Annotated in this window: 24 protein-coding genes and 1 tRNA gene; 19 read left to right on the forward strand and 6 right to left on the reverse strand. The window is 28.9% G+C overall.

The genetic code is table 11. From position 1 onward, the window contains the following. Nucleotides 1–129: 129 nt before the first annotated feature. From BTO07_RS17590 to BTO07_RS14115, 5 genes are all read left to right on the forward strand, one after another. Complete coding sequence (locus tag BTO07_RS17590) at nt 130–339, forward strand: DUF1569 domain-containing protein (RefSeq protein ID WP_232457123.1); 210 nt, start codon at nt 130–132, stop codon at nt 337–339. Between the two features lie 128 nt (nt 340–467). Then, on the forward strand, nt 468–1,397 hold the full coding sequence (locus BTO07_RS14100) for a GYDIA family GHMP kinase (protein WP_087521841.1): 930 nt from the start codon (nt 468–470) through the stop codon (nt 1,395–1,397). Then, entirely contained in the window at nt 1,394–2,605 is a 1,212-nt protein-coding gene (locus BTO07_RS14105; protein WP_087521842.1) for an NAD(P)/FAD-dependent oxidoreductase, read from the forward strand. The genes BTO07_RS14100 and BTO07_RS14105 overlap by 4 nt, the downstream gene beginning before the upstream one ends. A 140-nt stretch (nt 2,606–2,745) precedes the next feature. Continuing rightward, nucleotides 2,746–3,186: a hypothetical protein gene (locus BTO07_RS14110; protein ID WP_087521843.1), complete on the forward strand. Its 441-nt coding sequence runs from the start codon at nt 2,746–2,748 to the stop codon at nt 3,184–3,186. Between the two features lie 149 nt (nt 3,187–3,335). Then, nucleotides 3,336–3,890 (forward strand): thioredoxin family protein, encoded by a 555-nt coding sequence (locus BTO07_RS14115; RefSeq protein ID WP_087521844.1) that lies wholly within the window; start codon nt 3,336–3,338, stop codon nt 3,888–3,890. Nucleotides 3,891–3,900: 10 nt separating this feature from the next. On the opposite strand, the gene BTO07_RS14120 is transcribed toward BTO07_RS14115, so the two are convergent. The 5 genes from BTO07_RS14120 to BTO07_RS14140 form a co-directional block, all read right to left on the reverse strand. Beyond that, nucleotides 3,901–4,287 (reverse strand): VOC family protein, encoded by a 387-nt coding sequence (locus BTO07_RS14120; protein ID WP_087521845.1) that lies wholly within the window; start codon nt 4,285–4,287, stop codon nt 3,901–3,903. A gap of 28 nt (nt 4,288–4,315) precedes the next feature. Next, the gene (locus BTO07_RS14125; protein WP_087521846.1) at nt 4,316–5,041 is read right to left on the reverse strand and encodes a hypothetical protein; all 726 of its coding nucleotides are present in this window, start codon (nt 5,039–5,041) and stop codon (nt 4,316–4,318) included. A gap of 95 nt (nt 5,042–5,136) precedes the next feature. Further along, nucleotides 5,137–5,370: a hypothetical protein gene (locus BTO07_RS14130; protein WP_087521847.1), complete on the reverse strand. Its 234-nt coding sequence runs from the start codon at nt 5,368–5,370 to the stop codon at nt 5,137–5,139. An 11-nt stretch (nt 5,371–5,381) separates the two neighbouring features. Then, on the reverse strand, nt 5,382–5,987 hold the full coding sequence (locus BTO07_RS14135) for a thiamine diphosphokinase (RefSeq protein ID WP_087521848.1): 606 nt from the start codon (nt 5,985–5,987) through the stop codon (nt 5,382–5,384). A gap of 67 nt (nt 5,988–6,054) precedes the next feature. Then, entirely contained in the window at nt 6,055–6,390 is a 336-nt protein-coding gene (locus tag BTO07_RS14140; RefSeq protein WP_087521849.1) for a MotA/TolQ/ExbB proton channel family protein, read from the reverse strand. Nucleotides 6,391–6,594: 204 nt separating this feature from the next. Here BTO07_RS14140 and BTO07_RS14145 point away from each other — a divergent pair, with 204 nt between their 5' ends. The 7 genes from BTO07_RS14145 (at nt 6,595) to BTO07_RS14175 (ending at nt 12,784) form a co-directional block, all read left to right on the forward strand. Next, on the forward strand, nt 6,595–7,638 hold the full coding sequence (locus tag BTO07_RS14145; RefSeq protein ID WP_087521850.1) for a sensor histidine kinase: 1,044 nt from the start codon (nt 6,595–6,597) through the stop codon (nt 7,636–7,638). A gap of 96 nt (nt 7,639–7,734) precedes the next feature. Next, nucleotides 7,735–8,457: a LytR/AlgR family response regulator transcription factor gene (locus tag BTO07_RS14150; protein WP_087521851.1), complete on the forward strand. Its 723-nt coding sequence runs from the start codon at nt 7,735–7,737 to the stop codon at nt 8,455–8,457. Between the two features lie 27 nt (nt 8,458–8,484). Then, on the forward strand, nt 8,485–9,564 hold the full coding sequence (locus BTO07_RS14155; RefSeq protein WP_087521852.1) for a diphosphomevalonate/mevalonate 3,5-bisphosphate decarboxylase family protein: 1,080 nt from the start codon (nt 8,485–8,487) through the stop codon (nt 9,562–9,564). Nucleotides 9,565–9,589: 25 nt separating this feature from the next. Next, nucleotides 9,590–9,985: a hypothetical protein gene (locus BTO07_RS14160; protein ID WP_087521853.1), complete on the forward strand. Its 396-nt coding sequence runs from the start codon at nt 9,590–9,592 to the stop codon at nt 9,983–9,985. 53 nt (nt 9,986–10,038) lie between these two features. Continuing rightward, nucleotides 10,039–10,965 (forward strand): mevalonate kinase family protein, encoded by a 927-nt coding sequence (locus BTO07_RS14165; protein WP_087521854.1) that lies wholly within the window; start codon nt 10,039–10,041, stop codon nt 10,963–10,965. A 4-nt stretch (nt 10,966–10,969) separates the two neighbouring features. Then, entirely contained in the window at nt 10,970–11,887 is a 918-nt protein-coding gene (locus tag BTO07_RS14170; RefSeq protein WP_087521855.1) for a geranylgeranylglycerol-phosphate geranylgeranyltransferase, read from the forward strand. Between the two features lie 39 nt (nt 11,888–11,926). Continuing rightward, complete coding sequence (locus tag BTO07_RS14175) at nt 11,927–12,784, forward strand: pseudouridine synthase (protein ID WP_087521856.1); 858 nt, start codon at nt 11,927–11,929, stop codon at nt 12,782–12,784. A 546-nt stretch (nt 12,785–13,330) separates the two neighbouring features. Here BTO07_RS14175 and BTO07_RS14180 read toward each other — a convergent pair. Then, nucleotides 13,331–13,403, reverse strand: a tRNA-Phe gene (locus tag BTO07_RS14180). A gap of 99 nt (nt 13,404–13,502) precedes the next feature. On the opposite strand from BTO07_RS14180, the gene BTO07_RS14185 reads away from it, so the two are divergent. From BTO07_RS14185 to BTO07_RS14215, 7 genes are all read left to right on the forward strand, one after another. Continuing rightward, complete coding sequence (locus tag BTO07_RS14185; RefSeq protein ID WP_087521857.1) at nt 13,503–14,231, forward strand: type III pantothenate kinase; 729 nt, start codon at nt 13,503–13,505, stop codon at nt 14,229–14,231. After that, a complete protein-coding gene (locus BTO07_RS14190) occupies nt 14,228–15,502 on the forward strand; it encodes a hypothetical protein (protein ID WP_087521858.1) in 1,275 nt (424 codons plus the stop codon). Before BTO07_RS14185 ends, BTO07_RS14190 begins: the two co-directional genes overlap by 4 nt. Before the next feature lie 15 nt (nt 15,503–15,517). Further along, nucleotides 15,518–16,858 carry a tetratricopeptide repeat protein gene (locus BTO07_RS14195; RefSeq protein ID WP_087521859.1) on the forward strand — a complete coding sequence of 447 codons (1,341 nt, stop codon included), beginning with the start codon at nt 15,518–15,520 and terminating at the stop codon, nt 16,856–16,858. A 4-nt stretch (nt 16,859–16,862) separates the two neighbouring features. Further along, entirely contained in the window at nt 16,863–17,423 is a 561-nt protein-coding gene (gene lptC / locus BTO07_RS14200) for an LPS export ABC transporter periplasmic protein LptC (RefSeq protein WP_087522661.1), read from the forward strand. A gap of 4 nt (nt 17,424–17,427) precedes the next feature. Continuing rightward, complete coding sequence (locus BTO07_RS14205; RefSeq protein ID WP_087521860.1) at nt 17,428–17,628, forward strand: hypothetical protein; 201 nt, start codon at nt 17,428–17,430, stop codon at nt 17,626–17,628. Nucleotides 17,629–17,643: 15 nt separating this feature from the next. Next, on the forward strand, nt 17,644–18,909 hold the full coding sequence (locus tag BTO07_RS14210; RefSeq protein WP_087521861.1) for a hemolysin family protein: 1,266 nt from the start codon (nt 17,644–17,646) through the stop codon (nt 18,907–18,909). 122 nt (nt 18,910–19,031) lie between these two features. Next, nucleotides 19,032–21,122 (forward strand): peptidylprolyl isomerase, encoded by a 2,091-nt coding sequence (locus BTO07_RS14215; protein WP_087521862.1) that lies wholly within the window; start codon nt 19,032–19,034, stop codon nt 21,120–21,122. The last annotated feature ends 4 nt before the right edge of the window (nt 21,123–21,126 follow it).

Below are 21,126 nucleotides of genomic sequence, written 5' to 3' on the forward strand. Positions count from 1 at the left end.
TTAAGCTTTTTATTACAGATTTCTAATGGTAAGGTGGATGCTGATTATTATGTTTCTGATGAGAAATCCGCAAGAAGAAAACCTTTTTTAAATACAGAAGGGGAGTTGCAAGTTGGTTTTAAAGCACCAATGTTATCTGAAGAACCAAATGAATTAAAATTTAGTTCCGTTGGCGCTGCAATAAATGATTTATTTATTCAAATAGATGATTTCAATAGTCATTTTAAAACTGCAAAAGCAGAAAATCATCCGTTTTTTGGTGAGTTAGATTATGAATATTGGCAGAAATTCCACGTAAAACATTTTACACATCATTTTAAACAATTCCACTTATTATAATTAGATTGACTTTTCTGTAAATGCAGGAAATTATAAAATTAAAATGTCTCCTCGAGCGCAGTCGAGAGGTCATAAAAAAGTAGTTATCATAAAAAGGTCTCGACTGCGCTCGACCAGACAAAGTAGTTTTGAAAAATTATTATTCTAACGGAAAGCTTTTGTTAACAGGAGAATATCTTGTTTTAGACGGAGCGAAATCTTTAGCGATTCCTACAAAATTTGGTCAAGATTTAGTAGTTGAAAAAATAAAAGAACCAGAAATCATTTGGGGAAGTTTTACGCACACAGGAGAATGTTGGTTTGAAGCTGTTTTTGACTTGAAAAAACTACGTTTGATAAATTGTACATTTAATTCTGATAAAGAAGGGAATGCCGATATTATTGCAGAAACGTTGTTAGGGATTTTAAGAGAAGCAAAAGATTTAAATCCTGATTTTTTAAATTGTGAAAATGGATTTATGGTGAAAACCAACCTTACTTTTCCAAGAAATTGGGGATTAGGTACTTCATCAACTTTAATAAATTCTATTGCAACTTGGGCAAAAGTAGATGCTTTTAAGTTATTGTGGAATTCCTTTAAAGGAAGTGGTTATGATATTGCTTGTGCTCAAAATGATACACCTGTTTTTTATCAAATTGAAAATAAAGAACCTGTTGTTGAGCAAGTAACATTCAACCCAAGTTTTAAAGAGAATTTGTTTTTTGTACATCTAAATCAAAAGCAAGATTCTAAAGAAGGAATTGCTAAGTTTAGAGAAAGTAATATCAATTTTGATAAAGAAATAAAAAGAATTTCAGCTATTTCTGATGCGTTTTTAAAGGCAGATTCAATAGAAGGTTTTAATAGTTTAATTGTTGAGCATGAAAACATAATCAGCTCAATTATCAAACTGAAACCAGTAAAAGAAAGATTATTTCCAGATTATTTTGGAGAAATAAAAAGTTTAGGAGCTTGGGGAGGAGATTTTGTTCTAGTAACAGGAGATTCATCAACACCAGCTTATTTTAAAAATAAAGGATTCGAAACAATCCTTACATATTCAGAGATGATTTTATGAGTAAAGTAATAATTATTGGAGGTGGAGCAGCAGGATATTTTACAGCTATAAACGCAAAAGAAAATAACCCTGAATTAGATATTACGATTCTCGAAAAAGGGAAAGACGTTTTACAAAAAGTAAAAATTTCTGGAGGAGGAAGATGTAATGTTACACATGCTTGTTTTGAGCCAAAAGAATTGGTGAAATTTTATCCAAGAGGAGAAAAAGAATTGTTAGGGCCTTTTCATAAATTTATGACAGGAGATACTTTTGAGTGGTTCGAAAATAAAGGTGTCCCTTTAAAAATCGAAGATGATAATCGTGTTTTTCCTGAAGCAAATACAAGTCAAGCAATTATAGATTGTTTTCAAAACGCTGTTGATAACTTAGGTATTAAAGTGTTGACAAACTGTGGTGTAAATTCGGTTTCTCAACAAGATGATAAGTGGATTGTTAACACAAAAGAGCAAGTTTTTGAAGCAGATAAATTAGTTGTTGCAGCAGGAAGTTCTAAAAAAGTATGGGAATTGTGTGAAAGTTTAGATCACGCTGTTATAGAACCTGTTCCTTCATTATTTACTTTTAATATCAATGATAAAAGATTGGTAGATTTATTAGGTACATCTGTGCCAAATGCGACTGTAACTATTTCTGGAACAAAATTAGAAGCATCAGGGCCTCTGTTAATTACACATTGGGGAATGAGTGGACCAGCAGTTTTAAAACTTTCTGCTTTTGGAGCAAGAGTTTTAGCTGATAAAAATTATCAATATAATGTAGTGGTAAATTGGTTGTCTAGACCAACAGATAAAGTATTGAATGTACTTCTCAATTTAAAAAAGAAAGAGCCACGTAAAACAGCAATTTTAAAATCTCCATTTGCGGAGGTATCTAAAAGATTGTGGGAACGTTTTGTAGTTGCTGCAGGTATAACACCAACTCAAAATTGGGCGGATTTAAATAATGCTCAGTTAGAAAACTTAGCAAACCAATTAACGAAAGGAATTTTTAATGCAAACGGAAGAACTACTTTTAAAGATGAATTTGTTACTGCTGGTGGAATCGATTTAAAAGAAATTAATTTTAAACGTTTTGAAAGTAGAAAGCATAAAAATCTCTTTTTTGTAGGAGAAGTTTTAAATATAGATGCAGTTACTGGAGGTTTTAACTTTCAGAATGCTTGGACAGGTGGTTACATCTGTGCAAACGCTTTGGCAGAAGATTAATTTTTCACCTCACTGAAAACAGTTAGTCTTCTCACTGTTTTCAGTGAGGTAAAAACTTCACTGATTTTGGGGATTGACAAGTGCTTATAAAAGGTATAAATTTGGATATATAATTCTAACAAATTTATAAACCTCCAAATATGAAAACTTTCAAAAATTTCTTTTTTTTAAGTCTAACAATTTTGTTGTCATTTACTTTAAATGCTCAAGATTATGTAATGAGTTCTGTTACTAATCCTTTAGAAAATACTTCTGAATCTGTTGATAATTCTGATATAACTCCTTTAATAGAAAATGAAACATTCACGTATAAATCTCATGGAGAAAAAGTTTTAGTTGTTTTTAGTGAAACAGAGCACATAGAATATTATAATAATAAAAGACATTATATAAAATCTAAAATTTCATGGTTGTCAACAAATGAATGTTTAATGACAATTGTAGATTCAGATTTGCCAAATTTTCCATTTAGTAATGGTACAAAATTATCTATGGTAATTACTAAAGTAAAAGGTAAGAATGTTCATTATAAATCTACTTTAGGAGGAAGAACTTGGTCTGGTAAAATGAAAAAACAATAATTAATAGTTGTTGTTTACCGTTTTTAAGAATTGCCCCTTTTTTATATTAGCTTTTTCTATATCAATAGAAAAAGCTTTTTTAGTTTCAGCTATAAATTTATTGTTAATCGTTTTATTGTTTATTTTTGAAGTGAATTTAAATATGAATTATGGCATTAACAGAATCAAATGAATTTATAATAGGAACTAAAGCTCCTAGTTTTAATTTAATAAATACAGTTAATGGTGCTTTTGTTTCTTTAGAAGAGATTAAGGGTGATAGAGGAACTGTCATTATGTTTATTTGTAATCATTGCCCTTTTGTAATTCATGTAAATTCAGCCTTGGTTAAAATGGCGAACGATTATTATCAAAAAGGAATTCGTTTTATAGCGATTAGTTCTAATGATGTAGAAAATTATCCACAAGATGCTCCTAAATTCATGAAGCAATTGGTTATAGAAGAAAATTTCCCTTTTCCTTATTTGTATGATGAAACTCAAGAAGTAGCAAAAGCATATAATGCGGCTTGTACTCCAGATTTTTATATTTTTGATGCTGATTTAAAGTCAGTTTATCATGGGCAATTAGATAATTCAAGACCTGGAAATGGAATGCCTGTTACTGGAATTGATTTGCGGAATTCTCTTGATAATTTATTGGAAAATAAACCTGCTTTAGAAAATCAAAAACCAAGTATGGGTTGTGGTATTAAGTGGAAATAGTTTTTAATAGTTATTTAATATCATCATTTATTTCAATCCAATAACCATTTGGGTCTTGAAAGTAAACTTGTTTAATACCATCTTTTCGAACGTAATCTTTATTTTGAGAACCAATCCAATCAGAATAATCAATTTTTAATTCTTTTAGATGTACTACAAATGAATCTATATTAACCGTTGACAAAGCAAAGTGAACAGCTTTATTTACCTTTATTTCAAAGTCAGGACGTGGAATTAGATGAAGTTGTTTGCCTTCTCCAATAGATAACCATCTAGTTTTAGAGTTAGAGGCAGTATTTTTTATTTCTTTAAATTGAAACACTTTTTGATAAAAGTCTATAGATGTGTCTACATCTTTTACGGAAAGTGCAATGTGATTAAATGAAAAAGAGCTCATTTATAAAATTTTATGATGTTTAAATATATTATATCGTTTTGTCTAAATAATACTGATACAGTTTTGTAAATGCATGTTTGTATCTTAGTTTGCAATCTCTGATATCTCCTTCAAATTTCAACTCTTTTTTAACGCCTAAATTATAAATGCCTTTACCTTTTGCCATGCGTTCTAGTTTTCTAATCGCTTTTTCGGATAATTGATTATAGATAGGTTCTACAATTTTACATTGTTCTATTTTGCCATTTTTAATATCCCAATCTTTTGCTTTCTGACCTTTTAAAATATTTTTAGAAAAATAAACTTCTTTAATTAATGGAAAAGCAAATGCGAGTACTTTTTTAGAACCTTCGTTGCCAAACCAAATCACCTCTTTGTTTCTAACGACAAATGTTCTAATAAAAAAGTTATCAAAATAGGAGAGTTGTTCAGCAACAACAGCAGCTACACCAACTGCATTTATTTCATGACCTAGTTTTTTTCTTTCGGTATCAAACCAAATATAAAAATCTCGTGTTTGGCAGATGTTTTTATATTTTAAGTTTCCATTATCTAAAGATAAATTGAATTTATTGGCTTGTTGCCAAATTGCTGTATTTCTCTTTCTATCTTTTTTTAACCAATTACCACTTTTAAGAACAGTTTCTCCTGTTGCTTTTTTATACTTTTTTAAACTTTTCCATTCTTGGGAAAATGTAAGTTGAGTGGTTAAAAGAAAGATGATAAGCGCTACTATGTTGAGTAATTTTCTCATCAAGGTAATTTTTTGGAGAGTTTGTTTGTGCGTAATGAATTACTATTCATAAAGTGATTAATTATTATGAAGAATGAGATTAGAATCAAGTTAAATTATCCAACTTCACCACGATGAGGTTTTAATGCATCTCTATAAATTTTCATATCTTTTTCATCAACAGTTATAAATGCAGAAAACAACATTTCGTTTTTCTCTTGAATATTAATTTCATGAAAAGTTAAGTTTTCTATCGTTGCAAATTCTTTTAAATGAATGGTGTGATGTTCTGCAGTTTTCTTTGCATCTGGACCTCTAAAATCCCACAATAATTTTATTTTTCTAGACATTTTAGTATTTCTTAATGATTGATAAAAATAAACAATTCTCCAGTTTTAAAACTGATTTCCACCTTGTTTTTAATCGCTTTGTTTCTTGTGCCAATTCTTTGTCCGAAAGTCAAATTCTCATCATTTAAAGAATATTGTAGTCCTTTTGTATTGATGTTTTTTGCTTCAGGAAAAGGAACTAAAGAAATTGTTTTATCAACAGAGTTTAAGATTTTAGTATTTTTATCCGCTAGAAAATAACGACTATGATTGTCAAAAAAAGTAAGACTTAATTTATTTTTCCACTGAATTGTTGTGTGTAGGTTTCCTAAAAAATGATCTTGTTCTTTTCCACTTGCGCCAAATACATCAACATTTTTAAAACCTTTTTCAAATAAGATTTGAAGTATTTTATCAAAATCAGTAAAATCTTGATTCGGAGTATGAATTACTTCAATATTTTTTGGTAGGTTTTCTATGGAATCAAAATCGCCACTAATAAAATTGGGTTTAATTTCATTTTTTTCTAAAAAGTGATAAGCGCCATCTGTAGCGCAAATAACTTCGTAATTAGAAATGTTGGGAAGGTTTTTTGGAGGTTCTCCATTTAAAAGTAAAAAGACAGTTCCTTTATTCATAAAACAAAAATACCCATTTCTTAGTTAAAAGAAATGGGTATTTAAAAACAGGTGAAATTTTAAATGATTACTTTTTTTTCCAAGTTAAAATAATGGTAAATAATTTCCCTATTAAAAAAATTATCATTCCAAAAGTAGGTGCGAGTAAACCAACTCTAAAACCAACAGCTAAAACTTGACTTGACACACTATTTGCTACACTTATCATTTCTAATGCTTGTAAAAGACCAATAACAAAGCCTAAAACACCAAACACAAAAGAAAATAAGGCTAAAGAACTAATGAGTTTGTGGGTTTTTTCGGTATTGTCTTTTAAGCCTTTAATAAATAAAACAACAATTACAATTAATAAGATTAATAACGTAATCATAAATAGTGGTCCTCCTTCAATAATGAATTTCATAATATATTTTTTAAGATTATAAAGTAAAAGTATTTTTAAAAAGAAGTTGATAAATAATTTAGCGACCAATAACCAGTTTTGATTCGGTTTTAACAAATGTCGTATTTTTAATGAAAATAAAGCAAAAATTGTTGAAACACTTGTTAATTTGGTATTTCATCTATTTTTACATTAAATAGTGTTAAAAAATAGTTTATTTGTAAGATGAATAAGTTGGTGTTAAAAGTTTTTAAAAAAGTTTCATTACACTTGTTTTTTTGGCTGATTGTTTGGTTTTTCTTTTCTAGTTTTTTTAGTGTTGGTTCTAAAAACGAAAATTTTATTTTTTGGTTTTCGACCATTTTAAGTACTATTTCAATTTTATCTTCTTACGTTTTTGTATATTATTTAATTCCTGAATTTTTAATTACTCAAAAACACAAAATTTTTATTTTATATACTTTTTATGCATTTGTTTTTATTGTTTGTGCAGTTTTAATGACAGTTGTTTTCGGTTTCGTCTTTTTCTACAATTTAGAGTATCAACAAATGCCAGCATTAACAAAAAGTCTTGCTGTAATCTTAGTTTGTGTTATACTAATTGTTGTTTTGGCAAGTGGTTTAAAAATTTTAAAACACAGTTATAAGTCTTTAGAAGAAAAGAAAACTTTAGAAAATAAATTTTTACAAACTAAGTTAGAGTTAAAAGAACAAGAGTTAAAGTTTTTAAAGATGCAAATTCATCCGCATTTTTTGTTTAATTCTCTAAATACTATTTATGGTTTTGCAATCGCTAAAGCGGATGAAGCGCCAGAAATGATTTTAAAATTATCTAATTTGTTAGATTATATTTTATATCAAGTAGAGAAACCAAAAGTACTTTTAATAGAAGAAGTAAATCATTTAGAAGACTATATTTCATTAGAAAAAATGCGTTTTCATGATACTTTAAAAGTGAATTTTAATAAAGAGAAATTGAACGATTCTCTTCAAATTCCGCCAATGTTATTAATTCCTTTTGTAGAAAATAGTTTTAAACATGGTGTAATTATAAATGGAGTTTTAAATGTTGATATTCGTCTAAGAACAGTAAATAATTGTCTGGTTTTTGAGGTAGAAAATTCATCCAAAAGAAAAGAAGAAGCGAGTACAGGAATTGGACTTCCTAATATTAGAAAACGTTTAGAAATGTTGTATCCAGAGAAACATCAATTAGAAATAATTGAAAATAATGATACTTTTAAAGTACATTTAAAAATTGAATTTTAATAATGATTATTGACGGATAATGTTATTTCGACAGAATGAGTTGCGAATGACGAGAAATCTCAAGTTCCTTATAATGTGAAAACAAATTGCTAAAAAATGAATACCATTAATTGTGTTATTGTTGATGATGAACCAATTGCTAGAAATATTCTAGAAACTTTTGTGGCTAAAATTCCGAATTTTAATTTGGTAAAAAGTTGCAAGAACGCGATGGAAGCTTTCGAAATAGCAAATTCTCAAAATATAGACCTATTCTTTTTAGATATTAATATGCCAGACATCTCTGGTTTGTCTTTAGCTAAAACAATAAACAAGAAATCTAAAATTATTTTTACAACTGCTTACAGAGAATATGCTGTTGATGGTTTCGATTTACAAGCGGTAGATTATTTACTAAAACCAATTGCTTTTGATCGTTTTTTACAAGCGGTCAATAAATTTTTTGAAACGCAATCTGTTATTGTGAAGCAAGTTGTTGTTGAGGAAACTCCAATAAAGAACGATTATATTTTTGTACGTTCAGAACGTAAAATGGTAAAGATAAATTTTGATGAAATTCTATATGTTGAGAGTTTATCTGATTATATCAAAATTCATACAATAGATACCGTTTTAGTAACGAGAGAAACGATTAGTAATTTAGAAATGAAATTGCCATCTCAACAATTTTTAAGAATTCATAGATCTTATATTGTTAATTTAAGCAAAACAGATTCTTATACGAATGAATTTATTGAAATTGAAAAAAATGCAATTCCTATAAGTAGAACGTACAAAGAAAATGTACTTAAAAAGTTAACCGAAAATTCTTTGAAATAGTTTTATCTTTGAAGCAAATTTTAGAATTTGAATACAGCACAATTTATATCGAAATCAAGTAATAATTCAGTAGAAAAAGCAAGTTTTACATGGCAAACTCCAAGTAATATTGCATTGGTAAAATATTGGGGAAAGAGCAATCCTCAAATACCTAAAAACGCTTCTATTAGTTTTACGTTAAACAATTGTCATACAATTACAACGATCGATTTTGATAAAAAAGAGAAATCAGAAAAAGTAGATTTCGACTTATTCTTTGAAGGAAAGCAAAAAGATGCCTTCAAACCAAAGATTGCAGAGTTCTTTACAAGAATACAAGAATATTGTCCTTATATTTTTGAATATAAAATGCTTATCAATTCAGAGAATTCTTTTCCTCATTCTAGTGGAATAGCTTCTTCAGCAAGTGGTTTAAGTGCAATTGCAAGATGTTTAATGAGTTTAGAAAATGAATTAAATCCTGATTTATCAGAAAAAGAAATCAATAAAAAAGCTTCTTTCTTGGCAAGATTAGGTTCTGGAAGCGCAAGTAGAAGCATAGAAGGACCAATGGTTGTTTGGGGAAATCACCCAGAAATTGAAGGAAGTTCAGATTTATTTGGAGTGAAATTTCCTTATAAATTGGATACTGTTTTCGAAAATTATCAAGACGCAATTCTTTTGGTTGATAAAGGCGAAAAACAAGTTTCTAGTACAATTGGTCATAATTTAATGCATGATCATCCGTATGCAGAAAATCGTTTTACGCAAGCGAATGATAATTTATCTAAAATATCAGAAATTCTTCAAAATGGAGATATCAAAGCATTTATAAGTTTAGTAGAAAGTGAAGCGCTTACGCTACATGCAATGATGCTAACGAGTAATCCGTATTTTATTTTAATGAAACCAAATACGTTAGAAATTATCAATCGTATTTGGGAATACAGAAATGAGAACGATAGTAATATTTGTTTTACGCTAGATGCTGGGGCAAATGTACATGTTTTATATCCTGAAGTAGAAAAAGAGGCTGTAAATCAGTTTATTGAAAAAGAGTTGTCTAAATACTGTCAGAAAAATCAGTATATTTGTGATACTGTGGGTTTTGGAGCAAAACAATTATAAGATTCTCAGTCAAAAAAACTCCTAAATGAAAGCTTTTATTAAGTTTATATCAATACTTGTTTTTCTTTTTTCATTAGCTGTTTCTGCGCAAAAAACGACGTGGTTAGATGTTGATTTAAAAGAAACAAACCAATCTAATTCGGTTTATTATAAAGTAACTTCTGCTAATAATAAAGAAGTGACGTATTTTTTTAAGGGAGGAAAAGTCTTTAGAAAGTTTAATTATTCAAAGAGAAAACCCGTTGGCAATTTTTCTGAGTTTTATGAAACTGGTGAATTAAGAGTTTCTGGAAAATATGAAAACGGTTTAGAAGAAGGTATTTGGAAAACATATTATAAAAACGGGAAAATTAAAGAAAAAGGAAAATATAAAAAGGGTGAAAAGGTTGGTATTTGGAAATCTTTTTATAAGAATTTTTAAGGAAAACCTTTTAATATTAAATTTTGTATTTTTGCACTAAATTGAAAAGAAAAATGAAAGGACCATTATTTTATGCTAAAATTCTTCTCTTCGGAGAATATGGAATCATAAAAGATTCTAAAGGTTTAGCAATTCCGTTTAACGCATATCGAGGAGCTTTAAAAACTTCTTCTAATTTATCTGGAGATCCTAAGATTTCCAATGAAAACTTAGTGCGTTTTTATAAGCATTTAGCTTCTTTAGATACAGAATTGGTTTCTTTTAATTTAAACGATTTAAAAACTGATATTGAAAACGGAATGTATTTCGATTCTTCAATTCCTCAAGGTTATGGAGTTGGTAGTTCTGGAGCTTTAGTAGCATCAATCTACGATAAATACGCTGATGATAAAGTTACTGTTTTAGAAAACTTAACAAGAGAAAAATTGTTGAAATTGAAACAAGTTTTTTCTTTAATGGAATCTTTTTTTCATGGTAAAAGTTCTGGTTTAGATCCTTTAAATAGTTACTTAAGTTTACCTATTTTAATTAATTCTAAAGAAAATATTGAACCTGCAGGAATTCCTTCTCAAAAACAAGGAAAAGGCGCAGTTTTCTTATTAGATTCTGAACAAATTGGTGAAACTGAACCGATGGTAAACATCTTTATGAATAAGATGAAAAACGAAGGTTTTAGAAAAATGATTAGTGAAGAATTTTCAACAACAACAGATGCTTGTATTGAAGATTTTTTAGGAGGTAATGTAAAATCGTTGTTTGGTAACGTAAAATCATTATCTAAAATAGTTTTAAAGAATTTTAAACCTATGATTCCTGATGCTTTTCATAAAGTTTGGGAAAACGGTATAAAAAGTAATGATTATTACTTAAAACTTTGTGGTTCTGGTGGTGGAGGCTATATTTTAGGTTTTACTGAAGATTATGAAAAAGCACAACAAAGTCTTAAGGACTATAAGTTAGAGTTGGTTTATAGATTTTAGTCTTATGATTAGCTTTAAAGTTAAAAGAATCATTTTTAAATTTTTCAGTTTACTTTCAGTTATTAGAGGTTATAATATTCTTGTTTTAATTTTAGCACAATACTTAGCGGCTATTTTTATCTTTTCACCAAAAAAATATGTGAGAAGTATTATTCTTGATGTCGACTTATTTTACATTGTTTTAGCAAGTATTTGTGTTGTTGCTTCGGGTTATATTATCAATAATTTTTATGATGTTAAAGTAGATCGAATCAATCGACCATTAAAAGCTAGATTAGATGATTATGTAAAACAATCAACCAAATTAAAGCTATATTTTCTTTTAAATTTCTTAGGTTTTATTTTTGGACTTCTAATTTCCGTAAAAGCAGCCTTGTTTTTTGCTGTTTATATTTTTGCAATTTGGTTTTATTCTCATAAGTTAAAAAAGTATCCTTTTACAGGGTTGGTTTCAGCTACAGTACTTACAATTCTTCCTTTTTTTGCAGTATTTGTATATTTTAAAAATTTTTCAAAGATAATTTTTGTGCATGCCGTCTTTTTGTTTTTAGTACTTATGGTTAGAGAATTGCTAAAAGATTTACAGAATATGAAAGGTGCAATTGTAAATGATTATGATACTTTTCCTGTTTTTTATGGAGAGAAGAAAACAAAACAGTTGTCAATTTTTTTATTAGTATTAACGCTTTTTCCTGTAGTGATTTTGTTTAGCTATCCTGCGTTAAGTTATATGAGATATTACTTTTATTTTGCTTTAATGGTTCTTATTTTTCTAGGGTTTTATTTATGGAATTCAACCGAAACGAAACAATATAGAATGATGCATAACGTTTTGAAAGTGTTGCTTTTAATAGGTGTTTTTTCTTTAATTTTTATTGATACCTCTCTAATTGTAGAAAAAGTAATAGACAGCTTGAATTAAGATTTTTTATACCTACTTTTGCAAAAATTATAATAAGTAATGAAATCAGATAGAAACTCGTCGAGAGGACGACAAGAAGGAAAAAAAAGTACGCCTCTTAGTAGAAAAAGTAGTACTCCTTTAAGTAGAAAAAGTCCTAAAAAGACTTTTACTAAAATTAAAGATGCACCAAAATCGGATGAATCAACAGGGATTCGTTTAAACAAATACATTGCAAATTCTGGAGTATGTTCTCGTAGAGAAGCAGATACTTATATTGAGCATGGAAGTGTTGAAGTAAATGGTAAGTTGGTAACAGAAATGGGGTATAAAGTTCAGCCAGACGATATTGTTCGTTTTGATGGAACTTCAATTACGCCAGAACAAAAAAGATATATTTTACTAAATAAACCTAAGAACTACATCACCACTATGGATGATGAAAGAGGTAGAAAAACGGTGATGGAATTGATTGCGAATGCATCAAAAGAAAGAATATATCCTGTAGGGAGATTAGATAGAAACACAACGGGTTTGTTGTTGTTTACCAATGATGGAGATTTAGCGAAGAAATTAACGCATCCAAAACATAATGTTCGTAAATTATACCACGCTTCTTTAGATAGAAAGTTAGAATTAAGAGATTTAGAGAAATTAAGAGGAGATGTTATTATTGAAGGGAGAAAAGTATTTATTGATGCAATTTCTTATGTAGATGGTCAGCCAAAATCTGAAATTGGTATCGAAATTCATTCTGGTAGAAATAGAATTGTTCGTAAAATTTTTGAACATGTTGGTTATAAAGTAAGCAAATTAGATAGAGTAGTTTTTGCTGAGTTAACGAAGAGAAATTTACCAAGAGGTAGATGGAGAGAGTTAACGAATTTAGAAGTTACAAATCTTCAGATAATGAAATAGAATAATTAAAAATCCAGCTTTAAGCTGGATTTTTTTTGTCTAATTTTTAATTAATTAAAAATTAGAACCAAATAGTTGTAAAAAGAAGTTCGTTCTATTAGATAGCGTTTATATGTTATAGATAAAGAGTGTTCGGAGGCTTCTAAAGCGAATATTGGTTTGGATATTGATGGTTCGTTAAAGGTTGTTAATAGTGCTTTTTAAGCATTAGACCCTAAAGAATGTCAATGAGATTTTAACTGGTTGCGTTTATTCGTTTTTACTTTAGGTGTTTTTCTAAGAGGTAAAACGAAAGTTTAAAAAAAAATCCTTCAAGAAGTCATTTTAAAAGAAGAAATAGAAATTCAGTTAGAATTGGTTGTTAAGAATTTTGAAATTGTTGATGATTTAGAAGAAAATCAATATTTTGTGCATCCATTATTTTTTATTTTAAATAAAAAACAAACAATAAAGTTTTTGTAGTTGCATAGGAATCAATATTTAATAAATGGTCTAAAGTAGTTTTTGGGCACAAAAAAACCCAAACTAAAAGTTTGGGTTTGTAAGTGGTACCTCCAGGAATCGAACCAGGGACACAAGGATTTTCAGTCCTTTGCTCTACCAACTGAGCTAAGGTACCATTGCCTTAGCGGATGCAAATATAGAATGTTTTTTGGTTTCTCCTAAAGAAAATATAAAAAAGTTTGATGTGTTTTTAAAATTTATCTAAATTTGAAAGATGAACTTAACAATTGATGTTGGAAATACTAGAGTTAAAACTGCTGTTTTTGAGAAAGATAAGCTCGTAGAGTTGACTGTTTTTGACAAAACAAAAATTTTATCAGAAATTAAAAAAATTTTAAAAAAACATGTAATTTCTAATGTGATCATGTCAAATGTGGCTTCAATTTCTGATTCGAAGCTGAAAAAATTACAGAAATTAGTTAAAATAAAGGTTATTTCTTCTTCTACTAAGGTTCCTTTTGAGAATCTTTATAAAACTCCAAAAACTTTAGGAATTGATAGAATTGCATTAGTTGCAGGTGCAGTTAATCAGTTTTATGGTAAAAATGTTTTAGTTATAGATGCAGGTACTTGTATTACTTTTGATTTTGTAAACTCAAAAGGAGGGTATTTAGGAGGAGCAATATCTCCAGGAGTACAAATGAGATTTAATTCTTTAAATCACTTTACAGCAAATTTGCCTTTATTAGAAAAAGAAGAAGTAAGTGATTTTATCGGGAAAAACACAAAAGAAAGCATTAATTCGGGTATTGTAAATGGTGTAATTCAAGAAATTGATGGCGTTATTAATCAATATAAAAAGAAATATTTAGATTTAACAGTTGTTTTAACAGGAGGGGACACAAATTTCTTGGCAAAACAATTAAAAAGTAGCATATTTGCCAATCAAAATTTTCTCCTTCAAGGATTAAATACAATATTGATATTTAACATAGACAAATGATTAGAAACATCTTATTAGTCTTTTTACTAATAACTTCTTTAGCTACAACAGCTCAAAGAACAAATTCATCACCCTATTCTTTTTTTGGTATTGGGGAGGAATTTAATCCAGTTACAGTAGAGCAGAGTGCAATGGGGGGTATTGGAGTTGCATTTAGCCACTATAAGTACTTGAACTTCACAAACCCTGCAGCTTATGCAGATTTAAGGTATACAACATACTCTTTTGGTGTGTTAAATAATAAGTTAACAATAGATAATGGTACTGAAACGCAAAGTACAAACTCTACAAGTTTAAGTTATTTCGCTTTGGCATTTCCTTTAGGTTCTAAAGCAGGTATGTCTTTTGGTATTCAGCCTGTGTCATCTGTAGGTTATTCTTTATCTAATACGAATGCCGATGAAACAGAGATTTCTCTTTTTTCTGGAGATGGAGGTATCAGTCGAGTTTATGGTAGTTTTGGAATAAAGGTATTTAAAGGGTTTTCTTTAGGTGTTGAAGCTGATTATAGTTTTGGTAATATTGAGAATAGTGTAATAAATCAAGTTACAAATGTAACATTAGCAACAAAATATAAAGAATCAACTATAGTTAGAGGAGGTTCTGTAACTTTAGGTGCTCAATATAAAACAGAAATTAATAAAGATCTTGTATTAAGTATTGGAACAACTTATAAGATAGGTAATGATTTAAAAGTAACTGGTGATGAGTATTTATATTCTCTTACCTTAGCTAGTACAGGTACAGAGTTTGGAAGAGATACTATTTCTCAATCTAGTATAAGTGGAAATTATAAATTACCTTTAAAAACAAATTTAGGAGTAGGTTTAGGTAAATATGATAAATGGTATGTAGGTTTAGAATATGAAAATCAAGATGCTATTGAAACTACAGGGTTCTTAAATACAACGAACGCTTATAGATATAGTGAATCAAATAGATTTTCTTTAGGTGGTTTTTATTTACCTAAAATAAATTCGATATCAAGTTATTGGGAAAGAGTTACTTATAGAGCAGGTATTCGTTTAGAGAAGACTGGTTTATTAGTTGATGGTTCAGGTTTAAATACGAATTATACTCCAATAGACGACTTTGGCATATCTTTTGGTCTAGGTTTACCACTGAGACAGTTATCCACATTAAATATGGGATTTGAATTTGGTGAGAGAGGAACTACTGATAATAATTTAATTCAAGAAAATTATTTTAATTTTAGATTAAGTTTATCTTTGACAGACTCAAAATGGTTTCAGAAAAGAAAGATAGATTAACAAAAAACTAACAAAATGAAGAAAATTACGTTTTTATTAGCTGCAATGATATTATTAGTTTCAGCAAAAACAAATGCGCAAGATGATGCGAAAAGAGAATGTACTATAAAGTATAATCTGTTTAAAGGAGATTTCCAATCTAAAAAGTATGAAGAAGCTTATAAGAATTGGATTGTCTTAATGGATGACTGTAAAGATTTATCTGTTAATATTTATAAATACGGATCTGAATTAGCCGAAGATGTTAAAAAAGATCCTGCTTTAGCAAAAAGAGTTTACGAACAAAGATTGCAATATTTTCCTAAAAAGAACCCAGCAAAAGTTCACAGTGATTATGCAACTTATTTATCTAAAAATAAATTAGCTTCTGATGATGAGGTTTTTACAATTTTAGAAAAAGCATATAATGTAGATCCAACAAAAATGGGAGTAAAGAATTTATATTCTTACTTTCAAGGAGTAACTGATAGAAATAAAGATACAAATCCTCAAAAAGTATTTGATACTTATGATGATGTATTAGAGCATGTAAGTACAAAATTAGAAGGGTATGCTAAAAAATTAGTTCCTTTATCAGATTCTACAAAGGTTTTAGATAAAAGAGAAAAAAGAGATAAACATGCCTATACAGTAAACTCTAGAGCGTTAGGTACTGTAGAAAGTGGTTTAGATGCAATTATTTCTGAAATAGCTACTTGTGAACGTTTAGTTCCATTATATCAAAGAGATTTTGAAGCTAATAAAGAGAATGCTGTTTGGTTAAGAAGAGCTGTATCGAGAATGTTTAGTAAAGGATGTCAAGATGAGCAAATGTATGAAACGCTTGCAAAAGCATATGCTGAAGCTGCACCTTCTCCTGATTCAAAATCATTTTATGCAGGTATTTTAGAGAAAAATGGAGATGCAAGTGGAGCAGCTGCAATGAGACAAGAAGCGTTTGATTTAGAAACGGACCCTATAAAGAAAGCAAAATATAAATTAAAATTTGCTTATGCTGCTAAAGCTAGAGGTCAAAAATCTAGAGCTAGAAGTTTAGCTAGAGAGGCGTTAAGATATAATCCTAATTTTGGTAAAGCATATTTATTAATTGGAAGTTTGTATCAATCTAGTGTTAAAGGAACTGATTGTGGTAAAGGAGAATTTGAAAAAAGAATGATTTATGCAGCAGCTTTAAGACAAGCTCAAAAAGCAGCAGCTGTTGATCCAAGTATTTCTTCTGTTGCAGCAAGATATATTAGAAACTATAAAGCAAACTTGCCAAGTCAAAAAGTAATTTTTACTGCAGGTGTTAATCCTGGTAGTAGTTACACTATAAAATGTTGGATTGGGGAAACTGTTAGAGTACCCACAAAATAATTTTTTGAAAAACTTAAATAAAATATTACTAAAGAGCATTACTGTACTAACAATTACAGTAATGCTTTTTTCTTGCTCTAATAATACGCAAGAAGTTAGAGATTTTTTAGCTTCAAAAAATTTACCAATTGGGGTTGCAAAAGACGCTTTTCATGTGTATAAAGATTCAGGTAGGATTACTTCAAAATTAATTACACCTTTATTAAATGATTTTAGTAATAGAAAACAACATCCTTACAATGAGTTTCCAGAAGGAGTGAAAATTATAAATTTTGAAGGAAAAGATTCAGTTACTGTTTCTGGTAATTATGCATTATCTTATTCAAATACTCAGATTTCTGAACTTGTAGGAAATGTTGTGGTTATAAATCACGCAGAAAATTCTAAATTAGAAACAGAACAACTATTTTGGGATCAGAATACACAATACTTCTTTTCAGAAAAAGCATTCACCTTAAGTACTTTAAAAGATACTATTTATGGAGTAGGGTTTGAGAGTAAAGAAGATTTAAGTCAGCATTTGGCTAAAAAAACAATAGGAAGATTAGAAACAATAGAAGAATAACAAAATGACTAAAATTTGGAAATTTTTTCAGTATGGCTATTTAATAGTAGCAGTAATCTGTTTAATAGAAGGTATCGTTAGATGGAGTGAAGAGAGAGAAAAAGCGTATATGTTTCTTGGTGCTGCTATTTTTATTACCTTAGTTTTTTTCTTTAAAAGACATTTTAGAAAAAAAGTAGAAAAAAGAAATAACTTAAATAAATAGATTATAAATTCCTTAATGGAAATTGAAGTCATAATTATAGGTATCTCAATTATCCTTTCCGCATTTTTTTCGGGAATGGAGATTGCTTTTGTTTCAGCAAATAAACTACATATTGAATTAGAGAAAAAACGTGAAGGTTTTATTCCTAAAATTTTAAATAGAATTACTCAAAAATCATCAAAATTTATTACCACAATGTTGGTTGGTAATAATATTTCATTGGTAATTTATAGTTATTATATGGGAGGATTCTTAGTTGATATTCTTCCCCTAAAAAGTTATAATGATTTTTCTATACTTCTGATACAAACTATTATTTCTACTGTAGTAATATTAATTACAGCAGAATTTTTACCAAAAACTATTTTTAGAATTTATGCAAATGAGGTGTTAAAAATGTTTGCAGTTCCTGCTTATCTTTTTTATATTTTATTTCACTTCTTTTCTGAATTCATCACTTTTATATCAGATTTTTTTCTGCGTGTTTTCTTTAAAACAAATGCAGATGAACAACAGACCGAGTTTAGTAAGGAAGAATTAGGGAACTATATTTCTGAACAATTAGAAACAGGGAATGATAATGATCAAGTAGATTCTGAAATTCAGATTTTTCAAAATGCATTAGATTTTCATGATGTAAAAGCTAGGGAAGTTATGGTTCCTAGAACAGAAATTGTTGCAGTAGAACTACATGAAAAAGTAACGAATCTAAAAAATATATTTATTGACACAGGTTTATCTAAAGTTTTGGTGTATAAATCTTCTTTAGATGATGTAATTGGTTATGTAAACGCTTTTGAGTTATTTAAGAAACCCAAGACTATTAAATCTATTTTATTACCTGTAGAGATTGTGCCAGAATCTATGATGATAAATGATGTTTTAAATAGTTTAATGAAAAAAAGAAAAAGTGTTGCTATTGTTGTTGATGAATATGGAGGGACATCTGGTATGATAACTGTAGAAGATATCGTTGAAGAATTATTTGGAGAGATTGAAGATGAACATGACAATCAAGAGTTTTTAGAAAAGAAAATATCTGAAAATGAATTTAACTTTTCTGCAAGGTTAGAGGTTGATTATCTGAATGAAGAATATAGTTTAAATATTCCTAAATCTGAAGCCTATGAGACTTTAGGAGGGTTTATTATTGAGCATTTAGAAAGTATTCCTAAAGAAAATGAAGTGGTTGATATTGGGGATTTCGAAATTAAAATCTTACAAATGAGTAGTGCTAAAATTGAAGAAGTAAGTTTAAAAATAATAAATGAAGATGCTTAAAATTAAGCGATTCATTTATAACTACCTCTATGCCTTTCTACTTGCTACTAATAAGTAGAGAATCGGTTGCAATATTAAAACCCAAATCGTATATTCGCCAACTGAAATAAAATAAACGACGTATGGCAGTTTTATCAAAAATTAGAGAACGTTCAATGTTCTTAATAATTATAATTGGATTAGCACTTTTTGCTTTTGTATTAGATCCATCTACTTTAGGTGATTTTTTCAATTCAAGTAAAGTTAATGAAGTAGGAGAAATAAATGGAGAATCTATTTCAAGACAAGAGTTTTCTGCAGAATTAGAGGCTTACAAGCAACAAGCTGGTAGTAGAGTTTCTGAGATGCAAGCAAGTAAAACTGTTTGGGATAATATACTTAGAAAAAAAATCTACCAAAATCAATTAACAGAAGCAGGAATCACTGTAGGTGAAGCTGATGTTTGGAATGAGTTGATTAATGCTCCTTCAGTTAAAGGGAGTCCTCAGTTTCAAAATGAAGCAGGTTTATTTGATGAAGCAAAATTTAAACAATTTTTAGCTGATACAAAAGAGCAGAACACAGAAATGTGGTCAGCTTGGTCTAATTATATGAATCAAATTAGAGACAATGCTGAAAGAAATACTTATAATAACTTAGTTGCTGCAGGTCTTGGTGCTTCTTTAAAAGAAGGAGAGTTTCAATATTTCGCAGATAATAGTAAGTTAAATACTCAGTTTGTATATGTACCTTATACTTCTATAGCAGATAGTTTAGTTACTGTTTCTAAAGGAGAAGTAGAGGCTTATGTTAATAAAAATGCAAATAATTTTAAAGTTGACGAATCTAGAGATATCTCTTATGTTAAGTTTAATATTGCTCCAACTACTGATGATGAAAATACTATTAGAGGTGAAGTTTCTGAGTTTATTACAGATTTTAAAACAGCTTCTAATGATAAAGAATTTTTAAGTGAAAATGATTCTGATACGAATCTTGATGATAACTTTAAATTTGAAAGCACAGTTAATCAAGTAATCGCTTCAGATATTTTTAAAGGATCTAAAGGAGATGTTTTTGGACCATATAAAGAACAAGGTTATTTTAAAATTTCTAAAATCACTGCCGTTACTAAAATGCCAGATTCTGCAAAAGCAAGCCATATTTTAATTCCTTTTGTTGGTTCTCAAAGAACTGCTGCAGATGTAACAAGAACAGAAGATGAGGCTAAGAAATTAGCTGATAGTATTTTGAATGTTGTAATAAGAAACAAAAGTAAGTTTGCTAATTTAGCAAAAGACTTTTCTGCGGATAAAGGCTCTGCTGAAAAAGGTGGTTTTTATGACTGGTTTAACTATACAAGAATGACTCCTGCTTTTAGAGATTTTGTTTTTGAAGGTAAAAATGGAGATATTGGAGTTGTTAAAACACCATTTGGTTTTCATGTAATTAAAATTGATGGTCAAAAGAACATTCAAACGGCTTTAAAATTAGCAACATTTGGAAGACAAATAGTGGCTTCTGAAACAACAGAAAACGAAGTTTTTCAAAAAGCAGAGCAATTTGCTTTAGCAACTTCTAAAGATAAAAAGTTCTTTGCATTAGCAAAAGAAAATAAATATGTAACTAAACCAGCTATTGGTTTAAAAGTTTTAGATGAAAATGTACCTGGTTTAGGAAATCAAAGACAAATTGTTTCTTGGGCTTTTGGTAAAGACACAAAACCTGGAGACTTTAAACGTTTTGATTTAGAAGGAAGCCATGTTGTAGCTTTTGTAACTTCTAAAACAGAAAAAGGATTAATGTCTGCTGCTAAAGCAACAAGTACTGTAAAACCTATTTTATTGAATCAAAAGAAAGCAAAACTAATTGCTGATAAATTTAATGGAAGTACTTTACAAGATATCGCTACAGAAAATAAAACCTCTGTTAGAAACGGAAATGGAGTTACTTTAAAAAGTCCTACATTATCTGGAGCAGGATCTGAGCCTAAAGTAGTAGGAGCAATGTTTAATGCAGAATTAAATAAAATATATAAAAATATTGAAGGTAATAGAGGTGTGTATGCTTTTAGTGTAACAAGTAAAGAGTTACCAACTGCATTACCAAATTATGAGTCTGCTAGAAAAGCAATTTCTAAGACTAGAAAAAATAAAACATTTGTAATGTATGAAGCTATTAAGAAAGCTTTAGATGTTCAAGATTACAGAGCAAATTTATACGTAGGAAACTAGGTTA

This window comes from Polaribacter sp. SA4-12, assembly GCF_002163675.1.
Lineage (GTDB): Bacteria > Bacteroidota > Bacteroidia > Flavobacteriales > Flavobacteriaceae > Polaribacter.